The sequence below is a fragment of the Geobacillus kaustophilus genome, assembly GCF_000948285.1.
GTDB lineage: Bacteria > Bacillota > Bacilli > Bacillales > Anoxybacillaceae > Geobacillus > Geobacillus thermoleovorans_A.
Genome location: NZ_JYBP01000003.1, coordinates 1,902,252 through 1,920,641, shown reverse-complemented (window position 1 = coordinate 1,920,641; position 18,390 = coordinate 1,902,252). Strand labels below are relative to the sequence as shown.

13 protein-coding genes and 1 pseudogene are annotated in these 18,390 nt (G+C 55.3%); all 14 read left to right on the top strand.

All coding sequences use genetic code 11. The annotated features are described in order from the left end of the window. The first annotated feature begins 95 nt into the window (after positions 1-95). On the top strand, positions 96-587 hold the full coding sequence (gene lspA, locus LG52_RS09925) for a signal peptidase II (protein WP_082055750.1): 492 nt from the start codon (positions 96-98) through the stop codon (positions 585-587). Then, the gene (locus LG52_RS09920) at positions 588-1,502 is read left to right on the top strand and encodes an RluA family pseudouridine synthase (RefSeq protein WP_044731790.1); all 915 of its coding nucleotides are present in this window, start codon (positions 588-590) and stop codon (positions 1,500-1,502) included. A gap of 191 nt (positions 1,503-1,693) precedes the next feature. Then, on the top strand, positions 1,694-2,233 hold the full coding sequence (gene pyrR, locus LG52_RS09915) for a bifunctional pyr operon transcriptional regulator/uracil phosphoribosyltransferase PyrR (protein ID WP_044731789.1): 540 nt from the start codon (positions 1,694-1,696) through the stop codon (positions 2,231-2,233). Between the two features lie 155 nt (positions 2,234-2,388). Next, positions 2,389-3,687 (top strand): solute carrier family 23 protein, encoded by a 1,299-nt coding sequence (locus tag LG52_RS09910; RefSeq protein ID WP_044731788.1) that lies wholly within the window; start codon positions 2,389-2,391, stop codon positions 3,685-3,687. Between the two features lie 162 nt (positions 3,688-3,849). Continuing rightward, positions 3,850-4,776: an aspartate carbamoyltransferase catalytic subunit gene (locus LG52_RS09905; RefSeq protein WP_044731787.1), complete on the top strand. Its 927-nt coding sequence runs from the start codon at positions 3,850-3,852 to the stop codon at positions 4,774-4,776. Continuing rightward, on the top strand, positions 4,739-6,025 hold the full coding sequence (locus LG52_RS09900) for a dihydroorotase (protein WP_044731786.1): 1,287 nt from the start codon (positions 4,739-4,741) through the stop codon (positions 6,023-6,025). Before LG52_RS09905 ends, LG52_RS09900 begins: the two co-directional genes overlap by 38 nt. 1 nt (position 6,026) lies before the next feature. Then, a complete protein-coding gene (locus LG52_RS09895) occupies positions 6,027-7,121 on the top strand; it encodes a carbamoyl phosphate synthase small subunit (protein ID WP_044731785.1) in 1,095 nt (364 codons plus the stop codon). After that, positions 7,114-10,311 carry a carbamoyl-phosphate synthase large subunit gene (gene carB, locus LG52_RS09890; RefSeq protein WP_044731784.1) on the top strand — a complete coding sequence of 1,066 codons (3,198 nt, stop codon included), beginning with the start codon at positions 7,114-7,116 and terminating at the stop codon, positions 10,309-10,311. Before LG52_RS09895 ends, carB begins: the two co-directional genes overlap by 8 nt. Further along, on the top strand, positions 10,308-11,081 hold the full coding sequence (locus LG52_RS09885; RefSeq protein ID WP_044731783.1) for a dihydroorotate dehydrogenase electron transfer subunit: 774 nt from the start codon (positions 10,308-10,310) through the stop codon (positions 11,079-11,081). Before carB ends, LG52_RS09885 begins: the two co-directional genes overlap by 4 nt. Beyond that, a complete protein-coding gene (locus tag LG52_RS09880) occupies positions 11,078-12,019 on the top strand; it encodes a dihydroorotate dehydrogenase (RefSeq protein ID WP_044731782.1) in 942 nt (313 codons plus the stop codon). The genes LG52_RS09885 and LG52_RS09880 overlap by 4 nt, the downstream gene beginning before the upstream one ends. Then, a complete protein-coding gene (pyrF, locus tag LG52_RS09875; RefSeq protein ID WP_044731781.1) occupies positions 11,991-12,710 on the top strand; it encodes an orotidine-5'-phosphate decarboxylase in 720 nt (239 codons plus the stop codon). The genes LG52_RS09880 and pyrF overlap by 29 nt, the downstream gene beginning before the upstream one ends. Beyond that, positions 12,707-13,330, top strand: coding sequence for an orotate phosphoribosyltransferase (gene pyrE / locus LG52_RS09870; protein WP_044731780.1), 624 nt, complete (start codon positions 12,707-12,709; stop codon positions 13,328-13,330). The genes pyrF and pyrE overlap by 4 nt, the downstream gene beginning before the upstream one ends. Before the next feature lie 957 nt (positions 13,331-14,287). After that, positions 14,288-16,735 (top strand): annotated as a pseudogene (locus LG52_RS09865) (DNRLRE domain-containing protein); the annotation flags it as partial. Between the two features lie 345 nt (positions 16,736-17,080). Further along, positions 17,081-18,217, top strand: coding sequence for an IS110-like element ISGka2 family transposase (locus LG52_RS09860; RefSeq protein WP_044731162.1), 1,137 nt, complete (start codon positions 17,081-17,083; stop codon positions 18,215-18,217). Positions 18,218-18,390 lie beyond the last annotated feature (173 nt).

Sequence of the window (18,390 nt, the reverse complement as noted above, 5' to 3'; positions counted from 1 at the left end):
AATCGAAAAAAGCTCTCCATAAAGTCTTGACTGACTCCTTTTTGCCACTTCATTTGTTTGCCATGGCGAATTATGCTACAATGCAAAAAGAATGAATGAGAAGGACAGGGGGACTTGGCACGGTGGCATACTATTGGATTGCGGCGGCGGTCGTCATCCTCGATCAATGGACAAAATGGCTTGTCGTCCGCTATATGCGGCTTGGGGAAAGCATTCGTATCATTGAAAATGCGCTCTACATTACGTCGCACCGCAATCGCGGAGCGGCGTGGGGCATGCTCCAAGGGCAGTTTTGGCTTTTTTATTTGATTACCGTTGTCGTTGTGGCTGCGATCATCATCTATATCCGCCGCCTGAAGCCTTCCGAACGCCTGGCGGGCGTGGGGCTTGGGCTGATGCTCGGCGGGGCGATTGGGAATTTTCTCGACCGCGTCTTTCGCAAGGAAGTGGTCGATTTCATCCACGCGTACATCGGCACATACAGTTTTCCGGTGTTCAATGTCGCCGATTCGGCGCTGACGGTCGGCGTCATCTTGCTGTTTGTCCATATGTTTTTTTTCGCAACACCAGAGAAAGGGAATGAGTAGATGGACACGATCACGTTTCACATCGAAGACGAATATGACGGCGAACGGATCGATAAAGTGATCGCGGCACTCCATGACGAATGGTCGCGTTCGCAAGTGCAGCAATGGATCAAAAACGGGCTTGTGACCGTGAACGGCCATACGGTGAAAGCGAACTACAAATGCGAAGCGGGCGACGCCGTCGCCGTTTCGCCCCCGGAGCCGGAGCCGCTCGAGGTGGAGCCGGAGCCGATTCCGTTGGACATTTATTACGAAGATGAAGACGTTCTTGTCGTCAACAAACCGCGCGGCATGGTCGTCCATCCGGCGCCGGGGCATATGCGCGGCACGCTCGTGAACGCGCTTCTCGCCCATTGCCGCGACCTCTCGGGCATTAACGGCGTGCTTCGCCCGGGCATCGTCCATCGGATCGACAAAGATACGTCCGGATTGCTCATGGTGGCGAAAAACGACGCCGCCCATCGCTCGCTCGTCGAGCAGCTCGTCCACAAAACGGTGACGCGCCGCTACAAGGCGATCGTCCACGGCGTCATTCCGCACGATTACGGCACGATCGACGCGCCGATCGGCCGGGACAAACGCGATCGAAAGAAAATGGCCGTCACTGAGGAAAACGGCAAGGAAGCCGTCACCCATTTCCGCGTGCTCGAGCGGTTCCGCCGCTATACGTATGTCGAATGCCAGCTTGAAACGGGACGGACGCACCAAATTCGCGTCCATATGAAATACATCGGCTACCCTCTTGCCGGGGATCCGCAATACGGGCCGAAAAAGACGCTCCCGATTGATGGCCAGGCGCTGCACGCCGGCGTTCTTGGATTCCATCATCCGCGCACCGGCGAGTATTTGGAATTTGAAGCACCGTTGCCGCCGGAGTTTGCCGAATTGCTTGACTGGCTGCGAAAAAACGATTGACAAACGGAGCCGCTCGCTTTACAATGAAACCAAGTGAACAGAACCTTTAAGTTCAGTCCTGTGAGGCTGAAAAGGGGTCGGATTCAACAAACAACATCGCGGCGCATGCCCGTTTGATGTCTGCGGCGATCAACCCGCCATCCCCCGCTTCACAGGCGGGGGATTTTTTTGCGCCAACGGAGGTGGCTCGCATGCAAAAAGCGGTCGTGATGGACGAACAGGCGATTCGCCGCGCTTTGACGCGCATCGCCCACGAAATCATCGAACGAAACAAAGGCATTGACGGCTGCGTGCTTGTCGGGATTAAAACGCGCGGCATTTACTTGGCGCGCCGCCTGGCGGAGCGGATCGGGCAAATTGAAGGAGCGTCCGTTCCCGTCGGCGAGCTTGACATCACCTTGTACCGCGACGATTTGACCGTGAAGACGGACGACCATGAACCGCTTGTGAAAGGAACGAATGTGCCGTTTCCGGTGACCGAGCGGAACGTCGTTTTGGTTGATGATGTGCTCTTCACCGGCCGGACGGTGCGGGCGGCGATGGATGCGGTGATGGATTTGGGCCGCCCGGCGCGCATCCAGCTTGCGGTGCTTGTCGACCGCGGCCATAGAGAACTCCCGATCCGCGCCGATTTTGTCGGCAAAAATGTGCCGACTTCCCGTTCGGAACTTATTGTCGTTGAGCTGACGGAAGTGGACGGCATCGATCAAGTCTCCATTCATGAAAAATAGCGAAGCACCCTTTTAAGCGCAGTCCCGTGAGGCTGCAAAAGGGGCGGAATCGTTTCGGCTGTTTCTGCACCCTCTTTGCGCCTTCATGGGCAAAGAGGGTTTTTTGTGCACACTAGACAGTAAGTTCGCTCATTTGATCAAAGGAGTGACGAAAGATGAACAAACCGGTGTTGGACATTCAAGACCGCCCGACCGTTGGGCAATGGATCACATTAAGCCTTCAGCATTTATTCGCCATGTTTGGCGCGACGATTTTAGTGCCGTACTTAGTCGGGTTGGACCCGTCAATCGCCTTGCTCACAAGCGGGCTTGGAACGCTTGCGTTTTTGATCATTACGAAATGGCAAGTGCCGGCGTATCTTGGTTCGTCGTTCGCCTACATTGCGCCGATCATCGCGGCGAAAACGGCTGGCGGCCCGGGAGCGGCGATGATCGGCAGCTTTCTTGCGGGGTTGGTGTACGGGGTTGTCGCCCTCATCATTAAAAAAGCGGGCTACCGCTGGGTGATGAAGCTGCTGCCCCCGGTTGTGGTCGGCCCGGTCATCATCGTCATCGGCCTCGGCCTAGCCGGCACGGCGGTCGGGATGGCGATGAACGGCCCGGACGGCAAATACAGCCTGCTCCATTTCTCAGTGGCGCTCGTGACGCTCGCCGCCACGATCGTCTGCTCGGTATTGGCGCGCGGCATGTTGAGCCTCATTCCGGTGCTTGTCGGCATCGTGGTCGGTTACCTCTACGCGCTGGCCGTCGGATTGGTTGACTTGTCAAAAGTGGCGGCGGCGAAATGGTTGGAATGGCCGGATTTCCTCATCCCGTTTGCCGACTATCCGGTGCGCGTCACGTGGGAGATCGTCATGCTCATGGTTCCGATCGCCATCGTCACCTTGTCGGAGCATATCGGCCACCAGCTTGTGTTAAGCAAAGTCGTCGGCCGCGACCTTATTCAAAAGCCGGGATTGCATCGCTCGATTTTAGGGGACGGAACGGCGACGATGATTTCCGCCTTGCTCGGCGGCCCGCCGAAAACGACGTACGGGGAAAACATCGGCGTGCTAGCGATCACCCGCGTCTACAGTGTCTACGTGCTGGCCGGCGCGGCGGTGATCGCCATCGCTTTCGGCTTCGTCGGCAAAATCACGGCGCTGATCAGCTCGATTCCGACGCCGGTCATGGGCGGTGTGTCGATCTTGCTGTTTGGCATCATCGCCTCGTCCGGACTGCGCATGTTGATCGACAGCCGCGTCGATTTCGGCCAGACGCGCAATTTAGTCATCGCCTCGGTCATCTTGGTCATCGGCATCGGCGGCGCCGTGCTGAAAATCAGCGAGAGCTTCCAAATCACCGGGATGGCGCTCTCCGCGATTGTCGGCGTCCTCCTCAACTTGATGTTGCCGGGGCGTCCGCAAGCGGCGGAAAACCTATTTGAAGAAAACAGCAGCGACCATGTCGCCTAATCGAAAAGCACCTTTTAATTAAGTCCCGCGAGGCTTAAAAAGGTGTGAAAACAGGCGCATCCAGGGCCGGAGTCTACCCTCGGCCCTGCCGTGCGCCGACCGTCACACCTTGCCTCATCGGCAAGGTGTTTTTTTGTAAAAAAGGAAAAGGGAGCGAGACCGATGACCCATCTTTTCACGTTAAGCGAACTGCCGCTCGATGAAATCAACCGTTTGCTCGATGAAGCGGAAGCGTTCCGCAACGGGCGCATTTGGCGTCCGGCAGCGCCGATGTACGTCGCCAACTTGTTTTTCGAACCGAGCACGCGCACGAAATGCAGCTTCGAGATGGCGGAACGGAAACTTGGGCTTCATGTCATTCCGTTTGACCCGGAACGCTCGAGCGTGCAAAAAGGGGAGACACTGTATGACACCGTCCGCACACTTGAGGCAATCGGTGTCGATGCCGTTGTCATCCGCCATCACGAAGATGCTTATTTCGAAGCGCTCCGCCATGCGGTCGGCATCGCGATCATTAACGCTGGCGACGGCTGCGGACACCATCCGACCCAATCGCTTTTGGATTTATTGACGATCCGCCAAGAGTTTGGCGCCTTCACCGGCTTGACGGTGGCGATCATCGGCGACATCCGCCATAGCCGCGTCGCCCGCTCGAATGCGGAAGTGTTGACAAGGTTGGGGGCAAACGTCCTGTTTTCCGGACCGGCAGAGTGGAAAGATGAAACGAATCCGTATGGGACGTACGTCGAAGTCGATGAGGCCATCGCCCGCGCCGATGTCGTGATGTTGCTGCGCATCCAGCACGAGCGCCACGCCGAAGCGATGGGGTTGACGAAGGAAGAGTACCATGTGCGGTACGGGCTGACGCTCGAGCGGGCGCGTCGGATGAAACCGGGCGCCATCATCTTGCACCCGGCGCCGGTCAACCGCGGGGTCGAAATTGCGAGCGAGCTTGTTGAAGCGAAGGCGTCGCGCATTTTTAAACAAATGGAAAACGGCGTTTATGTACGCATGGCCGTCTTAAAACGGGCAATGGAAGGGAGAATGAAACATGGCCGTCTGGTTGAAAAATGGCATGTCGTTCAATGAAGATGGGGAATTGGTGCGGACACATATCAAAATCGAACGCGGGAACATTGCGTCGATCCGCTATGAACAGCCACTAGAAGCGGATGGGGAGGACGTCATCGATGTTGGCGGCCGTCTCATCGTTCCTGGCTTGATCGACTTGCACGTCCATTTGCGCGAGCCGGGCGGTGAAGCGAAAGAAACGATCGAAACGGGCACGCTCGCCGCGGCGAAAGGCGGTTTTACGACGGTCGCCGCCATGCCGAACACGAACCCGGTGCCGGACCGAAAAGAGCAGATGGAATGGCTGCAAAAACGCATCCGCGAAACGGCGCATGTCAATGTGCTCCCTTATGCAGCGATTACCATTGGGCAAAAGGGAGAAGAGCTGACCGATTTTGCCGCCTTAAAAGCGGCGGGGGCATTCGCCTTTACCGATGACGGCGTCGGCGTCCAGTCGGCTGGGATGATGTTCGAAGCGATGAAACAGGCCGCGGCGCTTGGTATGGCGATCGTCGCCCATTGCGAGGACGACACGCTGACAAACGGCGGAGCGGTGCATGACGGCGATTTCGCCCGCCGATATGGCCTCGCCGGCATTCCGTCTGTGTGCGAGGCGGTGCACATCGCCCGCGACGTCTTGCTCGCTGAAGCAACTGGCTGCCATTATCACGTCTGCCACATCAGCACGAAAGAGTCGGTGCGCGTCGTCCGCGACGCGAAGCGGGCTGGCATCCGCGTCACCGCCGAAGTGACGCCGCATCATCTGCTCTTGTGCGACGAAGACATTCCGGGTTTGGATGCGAACTATAAAATGAACCCGCCGCTGCGCAGCCGTGAGGATCGCGAAGCGCTCATGGAAGGGCTGCTCGACGGCACGATCGATTTTATCGCCACGGATCATGCGCCGCATACAGCCGCGGAAAAAGCGAAAGGCATCGAGGCGGCGCCGTTTGGCATCGTTGGGTTGGAGACCGCGTTTCCGCTCTTGTATACGCATTTTGTCAAAACTGGCGTGTTTACATTAAAGCAGCTCGTCGATTGGCTGACGATCAAGCCGGCGCAATGTTTCGGCCTCAATGCCGGGCGGCTTGCCGTCGGCGCGCCGGCTGATATTGCGGTCATTGATTTGGAAGCAGAAGAAGCGATTGACCCGAAGACGTTTGCGTCCAAAGGAAAAAATACACCGTTTGCCGGCTGGGCGTGCCAAGGCTGGCCGGTGATGACGTTCGTCGGCGGAACACTCGTATGGGAGAAAGGAAGGGCGTAACATGAAACGGCAGCTTATTTTGGAAGATGGTTCGTTTTTTGTCGGGGACGCGTTTGGCAGCTTGAAAGAGACGACCGGGGAAGTCGTCTTTAACACCGGCATGACCGGCTACCAAGAAATTTTGACTGACCCGTCGTATTGCGGGCAAATCGTGACGATGACGTATCCGTTGATCGGCAACTACGGCATCAACCGCGACGACTTTGAGGCGATTCGCCCGTATGTGCACGGATTCATCGTCAAAGAAGCGTGCGTGACGCCGTCCAACTGGCGCGGGGAGCTGACGTTGGATGAGTATTTGAAAGAAAAAGACATTCCGGGCCTTTCCGGCATCGATACGCGCAAATTGACGCGCATCATTCGCCAGCACGGAACGTTAAAAGGGATGATCTGTGGGCTAAATGTCGATCCGGCGGAAGCGGCGGCCAAGCTGCGGGCGATGGAGTGGCCGCGCGACCAAGTGCGGCGCGTCTCGACGAAAAGCGCCTACCCGAGCCCGGGGCGCGGCGAGCGCATCGTGTTGATTGATTTCGGGATGAAACATGGGATTTTGCGCGAATTGAACAAGCGAAATTGTGATGTCATCGTCTTGCCGTACAACGCCACCGCCGAAGACGTGCTCAGCTGGCATCCGGACGGAGTCATGCTCTCAAATGGACCCGGCGACCCGAAAGACGTGCCGGAAGCGATCGAGATGATCCGGGGAATCCTTGGCAAAGTGCCGCTCTTTGGCATCTGCCTCGGCCATCAGCTGTTCGCCTTGGCGTGCGGCGCGAATACGGAGAAAATGAAATTCGGCCATCGCGGCTCGAACCATCCGGTGAAAGATTTGCGCACCGGCAAAGTCGCCATTACGTCGCAAAACCACGGCTATACGGTCACCCATGAATCGCTTTCCGGCACCCGCCTTGAGGTGACGCATGTCGCTTTGAATGACGGCACCGTGGAAGGGCTTCGCCATCGCGATGTCCCAGCGTTTACGGTGCAATACCATCCGGAAGCCTCACCGGGGCCGGAAGATGCAAATCCGCTGTTTGACGAGTTTTTGGCGCTCATCCGCGAGTTCAACAAGAAAGGGGAAGTCATCCATGCCTAAACGCCGCGACATTGAAACGATTTTAGTCATCGGCTCGGGGCCGATCGTCATCGGCCAGGCGGCCGAGTTCGACTACGCGGGGACGCAAGCGTGCCTCGCTCTAAAAGAAGAAGGATACAAAGTCATTCTTGTGAACTCGAATCCGGCGACGATCATGACCGATACGGAAATCGCCGATAAAGTGTATATGGAGCCGCTGACGCTCGACTTTGTCGCCCGCATTATCCGCAAAGAGCGGCCGGACGCGATTTTGCCGACGCTTGGCGGCCAGACCGGCCTCAACTTGGCGGTGGAACTGGCGAAAGCGGGCGTGTTGGACGAGTGCGGCGTCGAAATTCTCGGCACGAAGCTTGAAGCGATCGAAAAAGCGGAAGACCGCGAACAGTTCCGCGCCCTCATGAACGAGCTTGGCGAGCCGGTGCCGGAAAGCGCGATTATTCACAGCTTGGAAGAGGCATACGCATTTGTCGAACAAATCGGCTATCCGGTCATCGTCCGCCCGGCGTTCACGCTCGGCGGCACGGGCGGCGGCATTTGCACGAACGAAGAAGAATTGATTGAAATCGTCTCGACCGGCTTGAAGATGAGCCCGGTGCACCAATGCCTGCTTGAGCGGAGCATCGCCGGCTACAAGGAGATTGAATACGAAGTGATGCGCGACGCCAACGACAACGCCATCGTCGTCTGCAACATGGAAAACATCGACCCGGTCGGCATTCATACGGGTGACTCGATCGTCGTCGCCCCGAGCCAGACGTTAAGCGACCGCGAATACCAGCTGTTGCGCAACGCATCCTTGAAAATCATCCGCGCGCTTGGCATCGAAGGCGGCTGCAACGTCCAGCTCGCGCTTGACCCGGACAGCTTCCGCTATTACGTCATTGAAGTGAACCCGCGCGTCAGCCGCTCATCGGCGCTGGCGTCAAAAGCGACGGGGTATCCGATCGCGAAACTGGCGGCGAAAATCGCTGTCGGGCTGACGCTTGACGAAATGATCAACCCGGTCACCGGGAAAACGTACGCCTGCTTCGAGCCGGCGCTCGATTATGTCGTGACGAAAATTCCGCGCTTTCCGTTTGACAAATTTGAATCGGCGAACCGCCGCCTTGGCACGCAAATGAAAGCGACCGGCGAAGTGATGGCGATCGGCCGGACGTTCGAAGAATCGCTGTTAAAAGCCGTTCGTTCGCTCGAAATTGGCCTCCACCATCTCGAATTGAAAGAAGCGAGCGCCGCCGACGACGACGTGATGGAAAAACGGATCCGCAAGGCGGGCGATGAACGGCTCTTTTACATCGCCGAGGCGCTCCGCCGCGGGGTGACGGTTGAGACGCTGCATGAATGGAGCCAAATCGACCGCTTTTTCCTGCATAAGATTCAAAACATTATTGAGATGGAAACGGTCTTGAAAAACCACCCGGGCGACCTTGACGTGTTAACGAAAGCGAAAGCGCTTGGGTTCTCGGATGCGGCCGTGGCGGCGCTATGGGGGCAAACGGAGCGCGATATTTACGCGCTGCGCCGCCAACAAGGCATCATGCCGGTGTACAAAATGGTCGATACGTGTGCGGCCGAATTCACGTCGGAAACGCCATACTACTATAGCACGTACGAAGAAGAAAACGAATCAATCGTCACGAAGAAACCGAGCGTGGTCGTTCTTGGCTCCGGCCCGATCCGCATCGGCCAAGGGATCGAATTTGACTACGCGACCGTCCATTGCGTCTGGGCCATTAAGCAGGCCGGCTATGAGGCGATCATCATCAACAACAACCCGGAAACGGTCTCGACCGACTTCAGCACGTCGGACAAACTGTATTTCGAACCGTTGACCGCCGAAGATGTGATGCATGTCATCGATCTCGAGCAACCCGTCGGCGTCATCGTTCAGTTCGGCGGGCAAACGGCCATCAACTTGGCGGCGGAGCTTGAGGCGCGCGGCGTCCGCCTGCTTGGGACGACGCTTGAAGATTTGGACCGCGCCGAAGACCGCGACAAATTTGAACAGGCGCTCTCGGAGCTCGGCATTCCGAAGCCAGCCGGCAAAACGGCCGTTTCGGTCGAAGAAGCGGCCGCCATCGCTGAGGAGATCGGCTATCCGGTGCTCGTCCGCCCTTCGTACGTGCTCGGCGGCCGGGCGATGGAAATTGTGTACAATCGCGGCGAGCTGCTTCATTACATGGAACACGCCGTGCGCGTCAATCCGCAGCACCCGGTGCTTGTCGACCGCTACATCACCGGCAAGGAAGTCGAAGTCGACGCCATCGCTGACGGCGAGACGGTTGTCATCCCCGGGATCATGGAACATATCGAACGGGCCGGCGTCCATTCCGGCGACTCGATCGCCGTCTACCCGCCCCAGACATTAAGCGCGGAAGTGATCGACAAGATCGCGGATTACACGATCCGGGTGGCGCGCGGGCTGCGCATCGTCGGACTGTTGAACATTCAGTTTGTCGTCTCGGGAAGCGACGTCTACGTCTTGGAAGTGAACCCGCGCTCAAGCCGCACGGTGCCGTTTTTAAGCAAAATCACCGGCGTGCCGATGGCGAATCTCGCCACGAAAGCCATTTTAGGGACGAAGCTCGCCGAGATGGGCTATGAGACGGGCGTCTGCCCGGTGCGCCCTGGCGTGTACGTGAAAGTGCCGGTGTTCTCGTTTGCGAAATTGCGCAACGTCGACATTTCGCTCGGCCCGGAAATGAAGTCGACCGGCGAAGTGATCGGCAAGGACCTGACGTTTGAAAAAGCGCTCTATAAGGGGCTTGTCGCCTCGGGCATCCATATCCAGCCGCACGGTGCGGTGATGTTGACGGTGGCTGATAAAGATAAAGAAGAAGCGGTCGAGCTGGCCCGCCGCTTTGCCGACATCGGCTACCAGCTGTTGGCGACGAACGGCACGGCGGAAACGTTGAAAGCCGCCGGCATTCCGGTGACGGTTGTCAATAAAATCCACTCGGCATCGCCGAACATTTTGGATGTCATCCGCCAAGGGAAGGCGCAAGTCGTCATCAACACGCTGACGAAAGGGAAGCAGCCGGAAAGCGACGGCTTCCGCATCCGCCGCGAAGCGGTCGAAAACGGCATCCCGTGCTTGACGTCGCTCGATACGGCCCGGGCGATGCTGCAAGTGCTCGAATCGATGACGTTCTCGACAACGGCGATGACGGAAGGACTGGTGCGCTCATGATCGGCCGCGAACGAATGACGGTCGCAAGCCAGCGGTTGATCGCCGAGCGGACGTATGAATTGACGCTTTCAGGCCGCCTCGTGCAAGAGATGAAGCAACCGGGCCAGTTCGTCCATGTGAAAGCGGCCGCATCCGCCGATCCGCTCCTGCGCCGCCCGCTCAGCCTTTGCCATATCGACCACAAGCAGGGGCAATGCACAATCATTTACCGCCAGGAAGGGAAAGGCACGGCGCTTCTTACGCAAAAACAGCCGGGCGATGTGGTCGATGTGCTCGGCCCGCTCGGCAACGGCTTTCCGCTCGAGGCCGCGCCGGCGGGCGGCCGGGCGCTGCTAGTCGGCGGCGGCATCGGCGTCCCGCCGCTCTATGAACTGGCAAAACAGCTCACGAAGCGCGGCGTTGAAGTGGTGAGCGTTCTCGGGTTTCAAACGAAAGCGGCGGTCTTTTACGAAGAAGAATTTGCCGCGTTTGGCGAGACGTATGTCGCCACCGATGACGGCTCGTATGGAACAGCCGGGCGCGTCACCGATGTGATCGAAGCGCGCTCGCTCGAGTTTGACGTCTTATACGCCTGTGGCCCGAAGCCGATGCTTCGGGCGCTTGCGGAACGGTTTCCGAACCGGCCGGTGTACTTGTCGCTGGAAGAGCGGATGGGCTGCGGCGTCGGAGCGTGTTTCGCCTGCGTCTGCCATGTGCCGGGAAGCGAGACGGCGTATAAAAAAATATGCAGCGACGGCCCGGTGTTTCGGGCCGGGGAGGTGGTGCTATGAATCGGCTTGCCGTTGAACTGCCGGGTCTTTCGCTCAAAAACCCGATCATGCCGGCGTCCGGCTGTTTCGGGTTTGGCCGCGAGTACGCCAAATTTTATGATTTAAGCGTGTTAGGCGCCATTATGATCAAAGCGACGACAAAAGAGCCGCGCTTTGGCAACCCGACGCCGCGGGTGGCAGAAACGCCGGCTGGGATGTTAAACGCCATCGGCCTGCAAAACCCCGGCCTTGACAAAGTGCTCGCAGAAGAACTGCCGTGGCTTGAACAGTTTGACGTGCCGATCATCGCCAACATCGCCGGCTCGACGGTGGAAGAGTACGTCGAGGTAGCCGAAGCGATTTCCAAAGCGCCCAACGTCCATGCGTTAGAGCTCAACATTTCGTGCCCGAACGTGAAAAAAGGCGGCATCGCGTTCGGCACCGTGCCGGACGTGGCCGCGGAACTGACGCGGCTTGTCAAAGAAGTGTCCGCCGTGCCGGTCTATGTGAAGCTGTCGCCGAACGTCGCCGACATCGTGGCGATGGCGAAAGCGATTGAACAAGCGGGCGCCGATGGGTTGACGATGATCAACACGCTCGTTGGCATGCGCATTGACATAAAAACAGGCCGGCCGATTTTGGCCAACGGCACCGGCGGCTTATCCGGCCCAGCGGTCAAGCCGATCGCCATTCGCATGATTTATGAGGTGAGCCAAGCGGTGTCGATTCCGATCATCGGCATGGGCGGCATTCAAACGGCAGAAGACGTGCTCGAGTTTTTCTACGCCGGCGCGAGCGCCGTCGCCGTCGGAACGGCCAACTTCGTCGATCCGTTCGTCTGCCCGACGATCATCGCCGAACTGCCGGCGCTGTTGGATGGACTCGGAATTGGCCGCATTTCCGAATGCATAGGGAGGAGCTGGAAGACCGGTGCACACGCCGTTCATTGTCGCGCTTGATTTTCCGTCGAAGCGAGAAGTCGAAGCCTTTTTGCGGCCGTTTGCCGGAACGCCGCTGTTTGTCAAAATCGGCATGGAGCTGTACTATCAGGAAGGGCCAGGCATTGTTGCGTTTTTAAAAGAACAAGAACATGCCGTCTTTTTAGACTTAAAACTGCATGATATCCCCAATACCGTGAAAAAGGCCATGAAAGGGCTCGCCCGCGTCGGCGCCGATTTGGTGAACGTCCACGCCGCCGGCGGCCGGCGCATGATGGAAGCCGCCCTGGAAGGGCTTGACGCCGGCACGCCAAGCGGCATGAGGAGGCCGCTCTGCATCGCCGTCACCCAGCTGACGAGCACGGACGAGCGGATGGTGCGGGACGAGCTGTGGATTTCCCGACCGCTTGCGGACACGGTCGCCCATTACGCCGCCTTGGCGAAAGAGAGCGGGCTTGACGGCGTTGTCTGCTCGGCGAAAGAAGCGGCGCTCATTAAAGAACGGTGCGGCGCCTCGTTTCTCGCTGTCACCCCGGGCATCCGCTTTGCCGATGATGCGGCGCACGACCAGGTGCGCGTCGTCACCCCGGGGCTCGCCCGCGAGCTCGGCGCCGACTACATCGTCGTCGGCCGCAGCATCACCCGCGCCGCCGATCCGCTTGAAGCGTACAACCGCTTGCAACACGAATGGAACGGAGGAGAGAGAGAATGAAACACGACATCGCCGCCAAATTGCTTGAAATCGGGGCGGTCGCCCTGCAGCCGAACGAACCGTTTACATGGTCCTCGGGCTTGAAATCGCCCATTTATTGCGACAACCGCCTGACGCTCGCTTACCCCGACGTGCGCCGCACGATCGCCGACGGCCTCGCCGAGCTCATCCGCACCCATTTCCGCGAAGCGGACCTCATCGCCGGCACAGCGACCGCCGGCATCCCGCACGCCGCCTGGGTGAGCGAACGGCTTGATCTGCCGATGTGTTACGTCCGCAGCCAAGCAAAAGCGCACGGCAAGGGGAAACAAATCGAAGGAAAAGCCGAACCGGGCCAGCGCGTTGTCGTCATCGAAGATTTGATCTCGACGGGAGGCAGCTCGCTTACGGCCGTCCGCGCCTTGAAAGAGGCCGGCTGCGACGTGCTTGGCGTCGCCGCCATTTTCACGTATGGGCTCGAAAAAGCGAAACAGGCGTTTGCCGAAGCGAATTTGCCTGCCTACACCCTCACCGACTACAACACGCTCATCGAAACGGCCGTCCGCCTTGGCGCCGTCAGCGAACATGATCTGGCGACATTGCGAAAATGGCGGGAGAATCCGGAGGAGTGGGGGGGCTAAAAGCAGGGAAAGAGAAGCGTGGACCACGAAACGGTCCGCGCTTTAGTCATGGACATGGATCAAGCGGGGAGATGCCTCACTCGTCATCAGCTTCATTCCATGGGGGAAAAACGGAGTGTGACAGCGCCTAATGTCGTCAACATTTCGTGGGCTTTCTGAAAAAAATCATCAAAAACATTCATGAGCAAGTTTCGCTCACCACCAAGCATGGGGGTGTCCCAAAAGAATCGGGACACCCTTGCTCATCACCATATATCGCCACGAAATAAAATGAATCATGCGCAATATGTTGTATTTCGTTTGAGAGGAATGACGCTTTTGGGTCAGCCCCACAGAAAAACGGATAGCTTGGCGTTCAAATAAAATGATCATTTACAGCATTTCGCTTAGTGGTCACGATCATCATAACAAGCAAACATTTGCAATTTTCGTCTAGGATTCTTTCTCCATTTCACCCACAAATATTTTACTCACACAAGCTTCTGGAGAAAATGAAAACCCATGTCGAACTTTGTCTGTCGAAAACGATGGATGGCAGGGAGGGGGAAAGATACAATTTTTAATAAAAGCGACAGAAATGGGGAAGGAGAGCATATGAGAAACATTCGTTTGCGACGATGGTTGGTTTGGATGATCGTATGGGCTTTGATGATGTCAAGCGTCCCGACAAAGGGACTTGCCGAAACGATCCGATCAGGGGTTGACCGTGTGGCGCCAAAAGAGGGGCCGCCAAAGGTGCCGGAAGCCCCGAAACGTCATCTCAAGCCAGGGGAAATCGTGGAGTGGCGAACTGCCAACACCAAGGTGTACGACAACGGCGATGGCACGTTTACCAAGAAGATTTACTTTGAGCCTATTCATGTGAAGAAAAAGGGACAAAAACTATTTGAGGAAGTATCTTCTAGCCTAACGGATAGCACCAATAATACGAATTACGTTGAAACAGAGAATACCATTTTGGAGACAAACTTTTATAAAAAGATGGTCGATGGAGAATACGCCACGTTCCATTACAATGGATATTCGATTTCCTATTCTATTTTAGAGGCGGCAGGCAATAACGCACAACCGATAAAAGCGAAGGATGTTACCGCCACCTATACGAAAAAAGACAACAAAATTCTTCATAAAAACATTTTTCCGAGTATAGACTTGCAACATATCACATTTAACGAGTCAACGAAAGAAGATTTGGTTCTTCATTCTTTTACTGGCTATCATATTTTCAAATTCCGTCTGAAAACGGATTTACATGCAGACATTCAAGACGATGGCTCCATTTTATTTACAAATAAAGAAAATGAAAAGGTTTTTGAACTGCCAAAGCCGTTTATGGTGGATTCGAATGTCGATGAACGCTCTGGTGAAGTGCAACGCTCAGAGAATGTAACGTATGAATTACAACAGGATGATCAAGGATATATTTTAACGGTCAAAGCCGACCCGGAGTGGCTGAAGGATCCTAAACGTGTATACCCTGTTTATATTGATCCGAGTACTTCCATTAATGTGTCTACCGATGCATTTGTGATGAGCGCCTATCCGACAACCAACTATAGTTCCTCATCAAGTAAGTGGGATTCGGCGCAGGGACAATACGTTTTAAAGGTGGGGTATTATGATGGAACAACAGGCACTTGCTATGGCTTTTTGAATCAAGATCTATCGAGCATCAAAAATATGAATGTGACGAGTGCCACATTCAATGTATATGTCACCCATTCGTATTATGCAACAACACCAACAGGTCTATGGCTAGATGTTGTCAACGGTCCATGGTCCGCGAGCACGTTAACGTGGAATAATCAACCTTCCTCCACCAACATTGGCAAGGTTGATGTCGCAAGAGACCAATGGGCGCAATTTGATGTAACGAATACGGTAAAAGAATGGGCATCCGGGACAAAGACAAATTACGGATGGAAACTTCATACGAATGGCAATGGACAAACGTATTGGAAAAAGGTTGTCTCCACTACGAATAGCAGTTATAAACCATATTTGTCTGTTACGTATACGATACCAGTTCCAAATACGCCGACAGGAACGGCCTTCAGTAATGGGGATGGCACAGGATATGTCAATTTATCATGGGATCCGGTTCCTGGTGCTACGGGTTATAAAGTTTGGATTTATAACGGGAAATCGTATGAAGCGTTTGATGTAGGAAATGTCACTTCTTGGAGTACAAAAGGGAAAAAAATCTGGCCGACCCCTTCTGAAATTAGTGCTGGAAGATACGACTTGCACCAAGATCAGTTAGGGACGGAGCTTCCTGTCGATCCTTCCCCGGTCTATCGAAATTCAGGCGGAAGCTATCCGAATAGCAAGAACTACTGGTTCCGAGTCAGCGCCATTTTCCCTCAAGGCGAAAGCGCCATGTCAGGTGCCTACATGCCAACCATTCCGAATTTGGCGAAACCATCCGCTCCGACAGGGGTAAGTTACACGAACGGAAACGGAACAGGATATATCGATTTCAAATGGAATCCTGTGAGTGGAGCGACGGGGTATAAAATTTGGATTTTTAACGGTTCCTACTATGAATCGTTAGATGTCGGGAACGTCACTTCTTGGACAACGAAAAACAAAAAGTATTGGCCAACCTCCACGGAAATTAGTGCTGGTAGATATAAGTTGCATTTAAACGATGGTCTTGGCACAGAATTAGCTGTTGACCCGTCCCCGGTCTATGCCAATGCAGGAACAAAATACGCAACGGCTACCAACTACTGGATTCGAGTAAGTGCCTATAACTCTCAAGGGGAAACCGTCTTTTCGGATGCGTATATGCCTCGTATTCCAGATTTGCCAGTGCCATCAGCGCCTTCCGGATTTGCTTACAGCAATCAATCGGGGAGCAACTCTGGCTATGTCATGTTAAACTGGGATAAGATTCCTGGAGCGACAGGGTATAAAGTGTGGATTTTCAATGGACTTTACTATGAAGCATTTGATGTAGGAGACGTGGACCATTGGACGACACAAAACAAAGGAATTTGGCCAACTCCGGAGGAAATCCAACAAGGGAACTCTAGTACCTTAACGTTGCATCATGATGGACAAGGATTGGAACTTCCGAAAGATCCTTCCCCAATGTATGCGAAAATGGGGACAAAATACGCTACAAGCACCAGTTACTGGTTCCGACTCAGCGCATACAATGCGGATGGGGAAACGGTATTTTCCAGCAATGCATTGACGGTGAAAATTCCGGAGGCGAATGAGTATTTAGGAAAAGAAGAGTACTGGTCCATCATTGATGTTCCGTATGGCAGCGTGAATGCCGCTACCGGTAATCTGATTATAGACGAAGACGATGTTTCGATTTCCGGAAGAGGACCGGAGCTTGGAATTACGAGAACCTACAATAGTTTATCCACATCAGTTGGATTGTTCGGAAAAGTTCCATGGGCAACGTTTTGCCCTCCACCCAGCATGAAAATCACCCTTGGAGGCACACGCATTTTCACGGAAAAGTTCCATGGGCAACGTTTTGCCCTCCACCCGGGCATGAAAATCCCCCTTTTCTTCCCATAATGAAGAGTAGGCGCAAACAGTTCAATAGGACGTTATACTTAATGGTGGCTTGGACCCTGTACGGAAAAGCGTTCGAATCCACTGGGTGCACCACCCATTGTCCGCCCTTTCCCGATGCGGAGGAAAGGTGACGACGAACGGAAAACTGCCGCATTTCTCCCGTGGATTCGCTGTTTGCGCACTCGATCATCGAACAGGAGGATTTTCATCATGGATGTCATCTATCCTCGCTGCGCAGGATTGGATGTTCATGCCGAAACCATCGTCGCCTGTGCGCTATGGGAAGAAGATGGACACATTCAAAAGGACATTCAAACCTTCTCCACGTTCTCGAAGGGACTTGGCGACCTGCTGGAGTGGCTCGAAGAACATGGCGTCACCCATGTCGCCATGGAATCCACCGGCGTGTATTGGAAACCGGTCTTCGCCTTCCTCGAGGGCTATGTCGACTTGACACTGGCCAATCCGCAACGGATCAAAAATGTCCCGGGAAGAAAAACCGATGTCTCTGACGCCGAGTGGATCGCCAAGCTGCTCCGCCATGGACTCGTTGAAAAAAGTTTCGTCCCCCCCGCGGATATTCGCGAATTGCGGGATTTTACCCGCCTCCGCAAAAAGTGGGTCGGACAGTTGAGTTCGGAGAAAAACCGGATTCAAAAAGTGCTCGAGTCTTCCAATGTCAAACTCGGCTCGGTCCTCTCCGATCTCTTCGGCGTTTCCGGAAAAGACATCCTTGCCCGGCTGCTGGAGAAGGGATACGTGGACAAGGACGAGCTGGATCAATGCCTGCGCGGAAGGCTCAAAAAGAAAAAGCAAGCGGTGTACGATTCGCTGCTGGGCACCTTGACCGAACACGAGCTCCGTCTCCTTCGCCTCTTGTGGAAACACGTTGAGGAATTGGAGCGGTTCATCGAAGAAGTCGACCAGCACATCGACCGCCTGCTCGAGCCGTATCGTGAGGAAGTCGAATTGCTGATGACCATGCCCGGAGTGAAAAAACAAACCGCCGCCGTCATCATCGCGGAGATGGGAACCGACATGAGCGTCTTTGAAACGCCGGAACGGGCGGCTTCATGGACGGGTTTGTCCCCCGGCAACCATGAAAGCGCCGGAAAGCGAAAGAGCACGCGCACGACAAAAGGCAATCCCCATCTCCGATCGGCGTTATGCGAGGCGGCATGGTCAGCAGCTCGATCTAAGACGCATCCCTTGTCCCGAAAGTTTTGGTCGTTGGCGGCCCGGTGCGGGAAGAAAAAAGCCCTCATCGCCATTGCTCGGCGGATGTTGGTGATCATCTTTTGCATGATCTCCCGCAAAGAGCCGTTCCGCCAACCACAACTTATTTAGTCTAGCCAAAAGGCAGACAGGTTATACGAGATGCCTAAAATCGGGCACCTCTGCTTTCCTATTGCCTTTTTTGGCCATTTTCAGTATACCCGCACGGATCAGGAGCGTATACCGCACTCACCAAGTGGTGGGGATTTTCACGGAAAAGGATGGCATAGCGATGCGGAAATGAA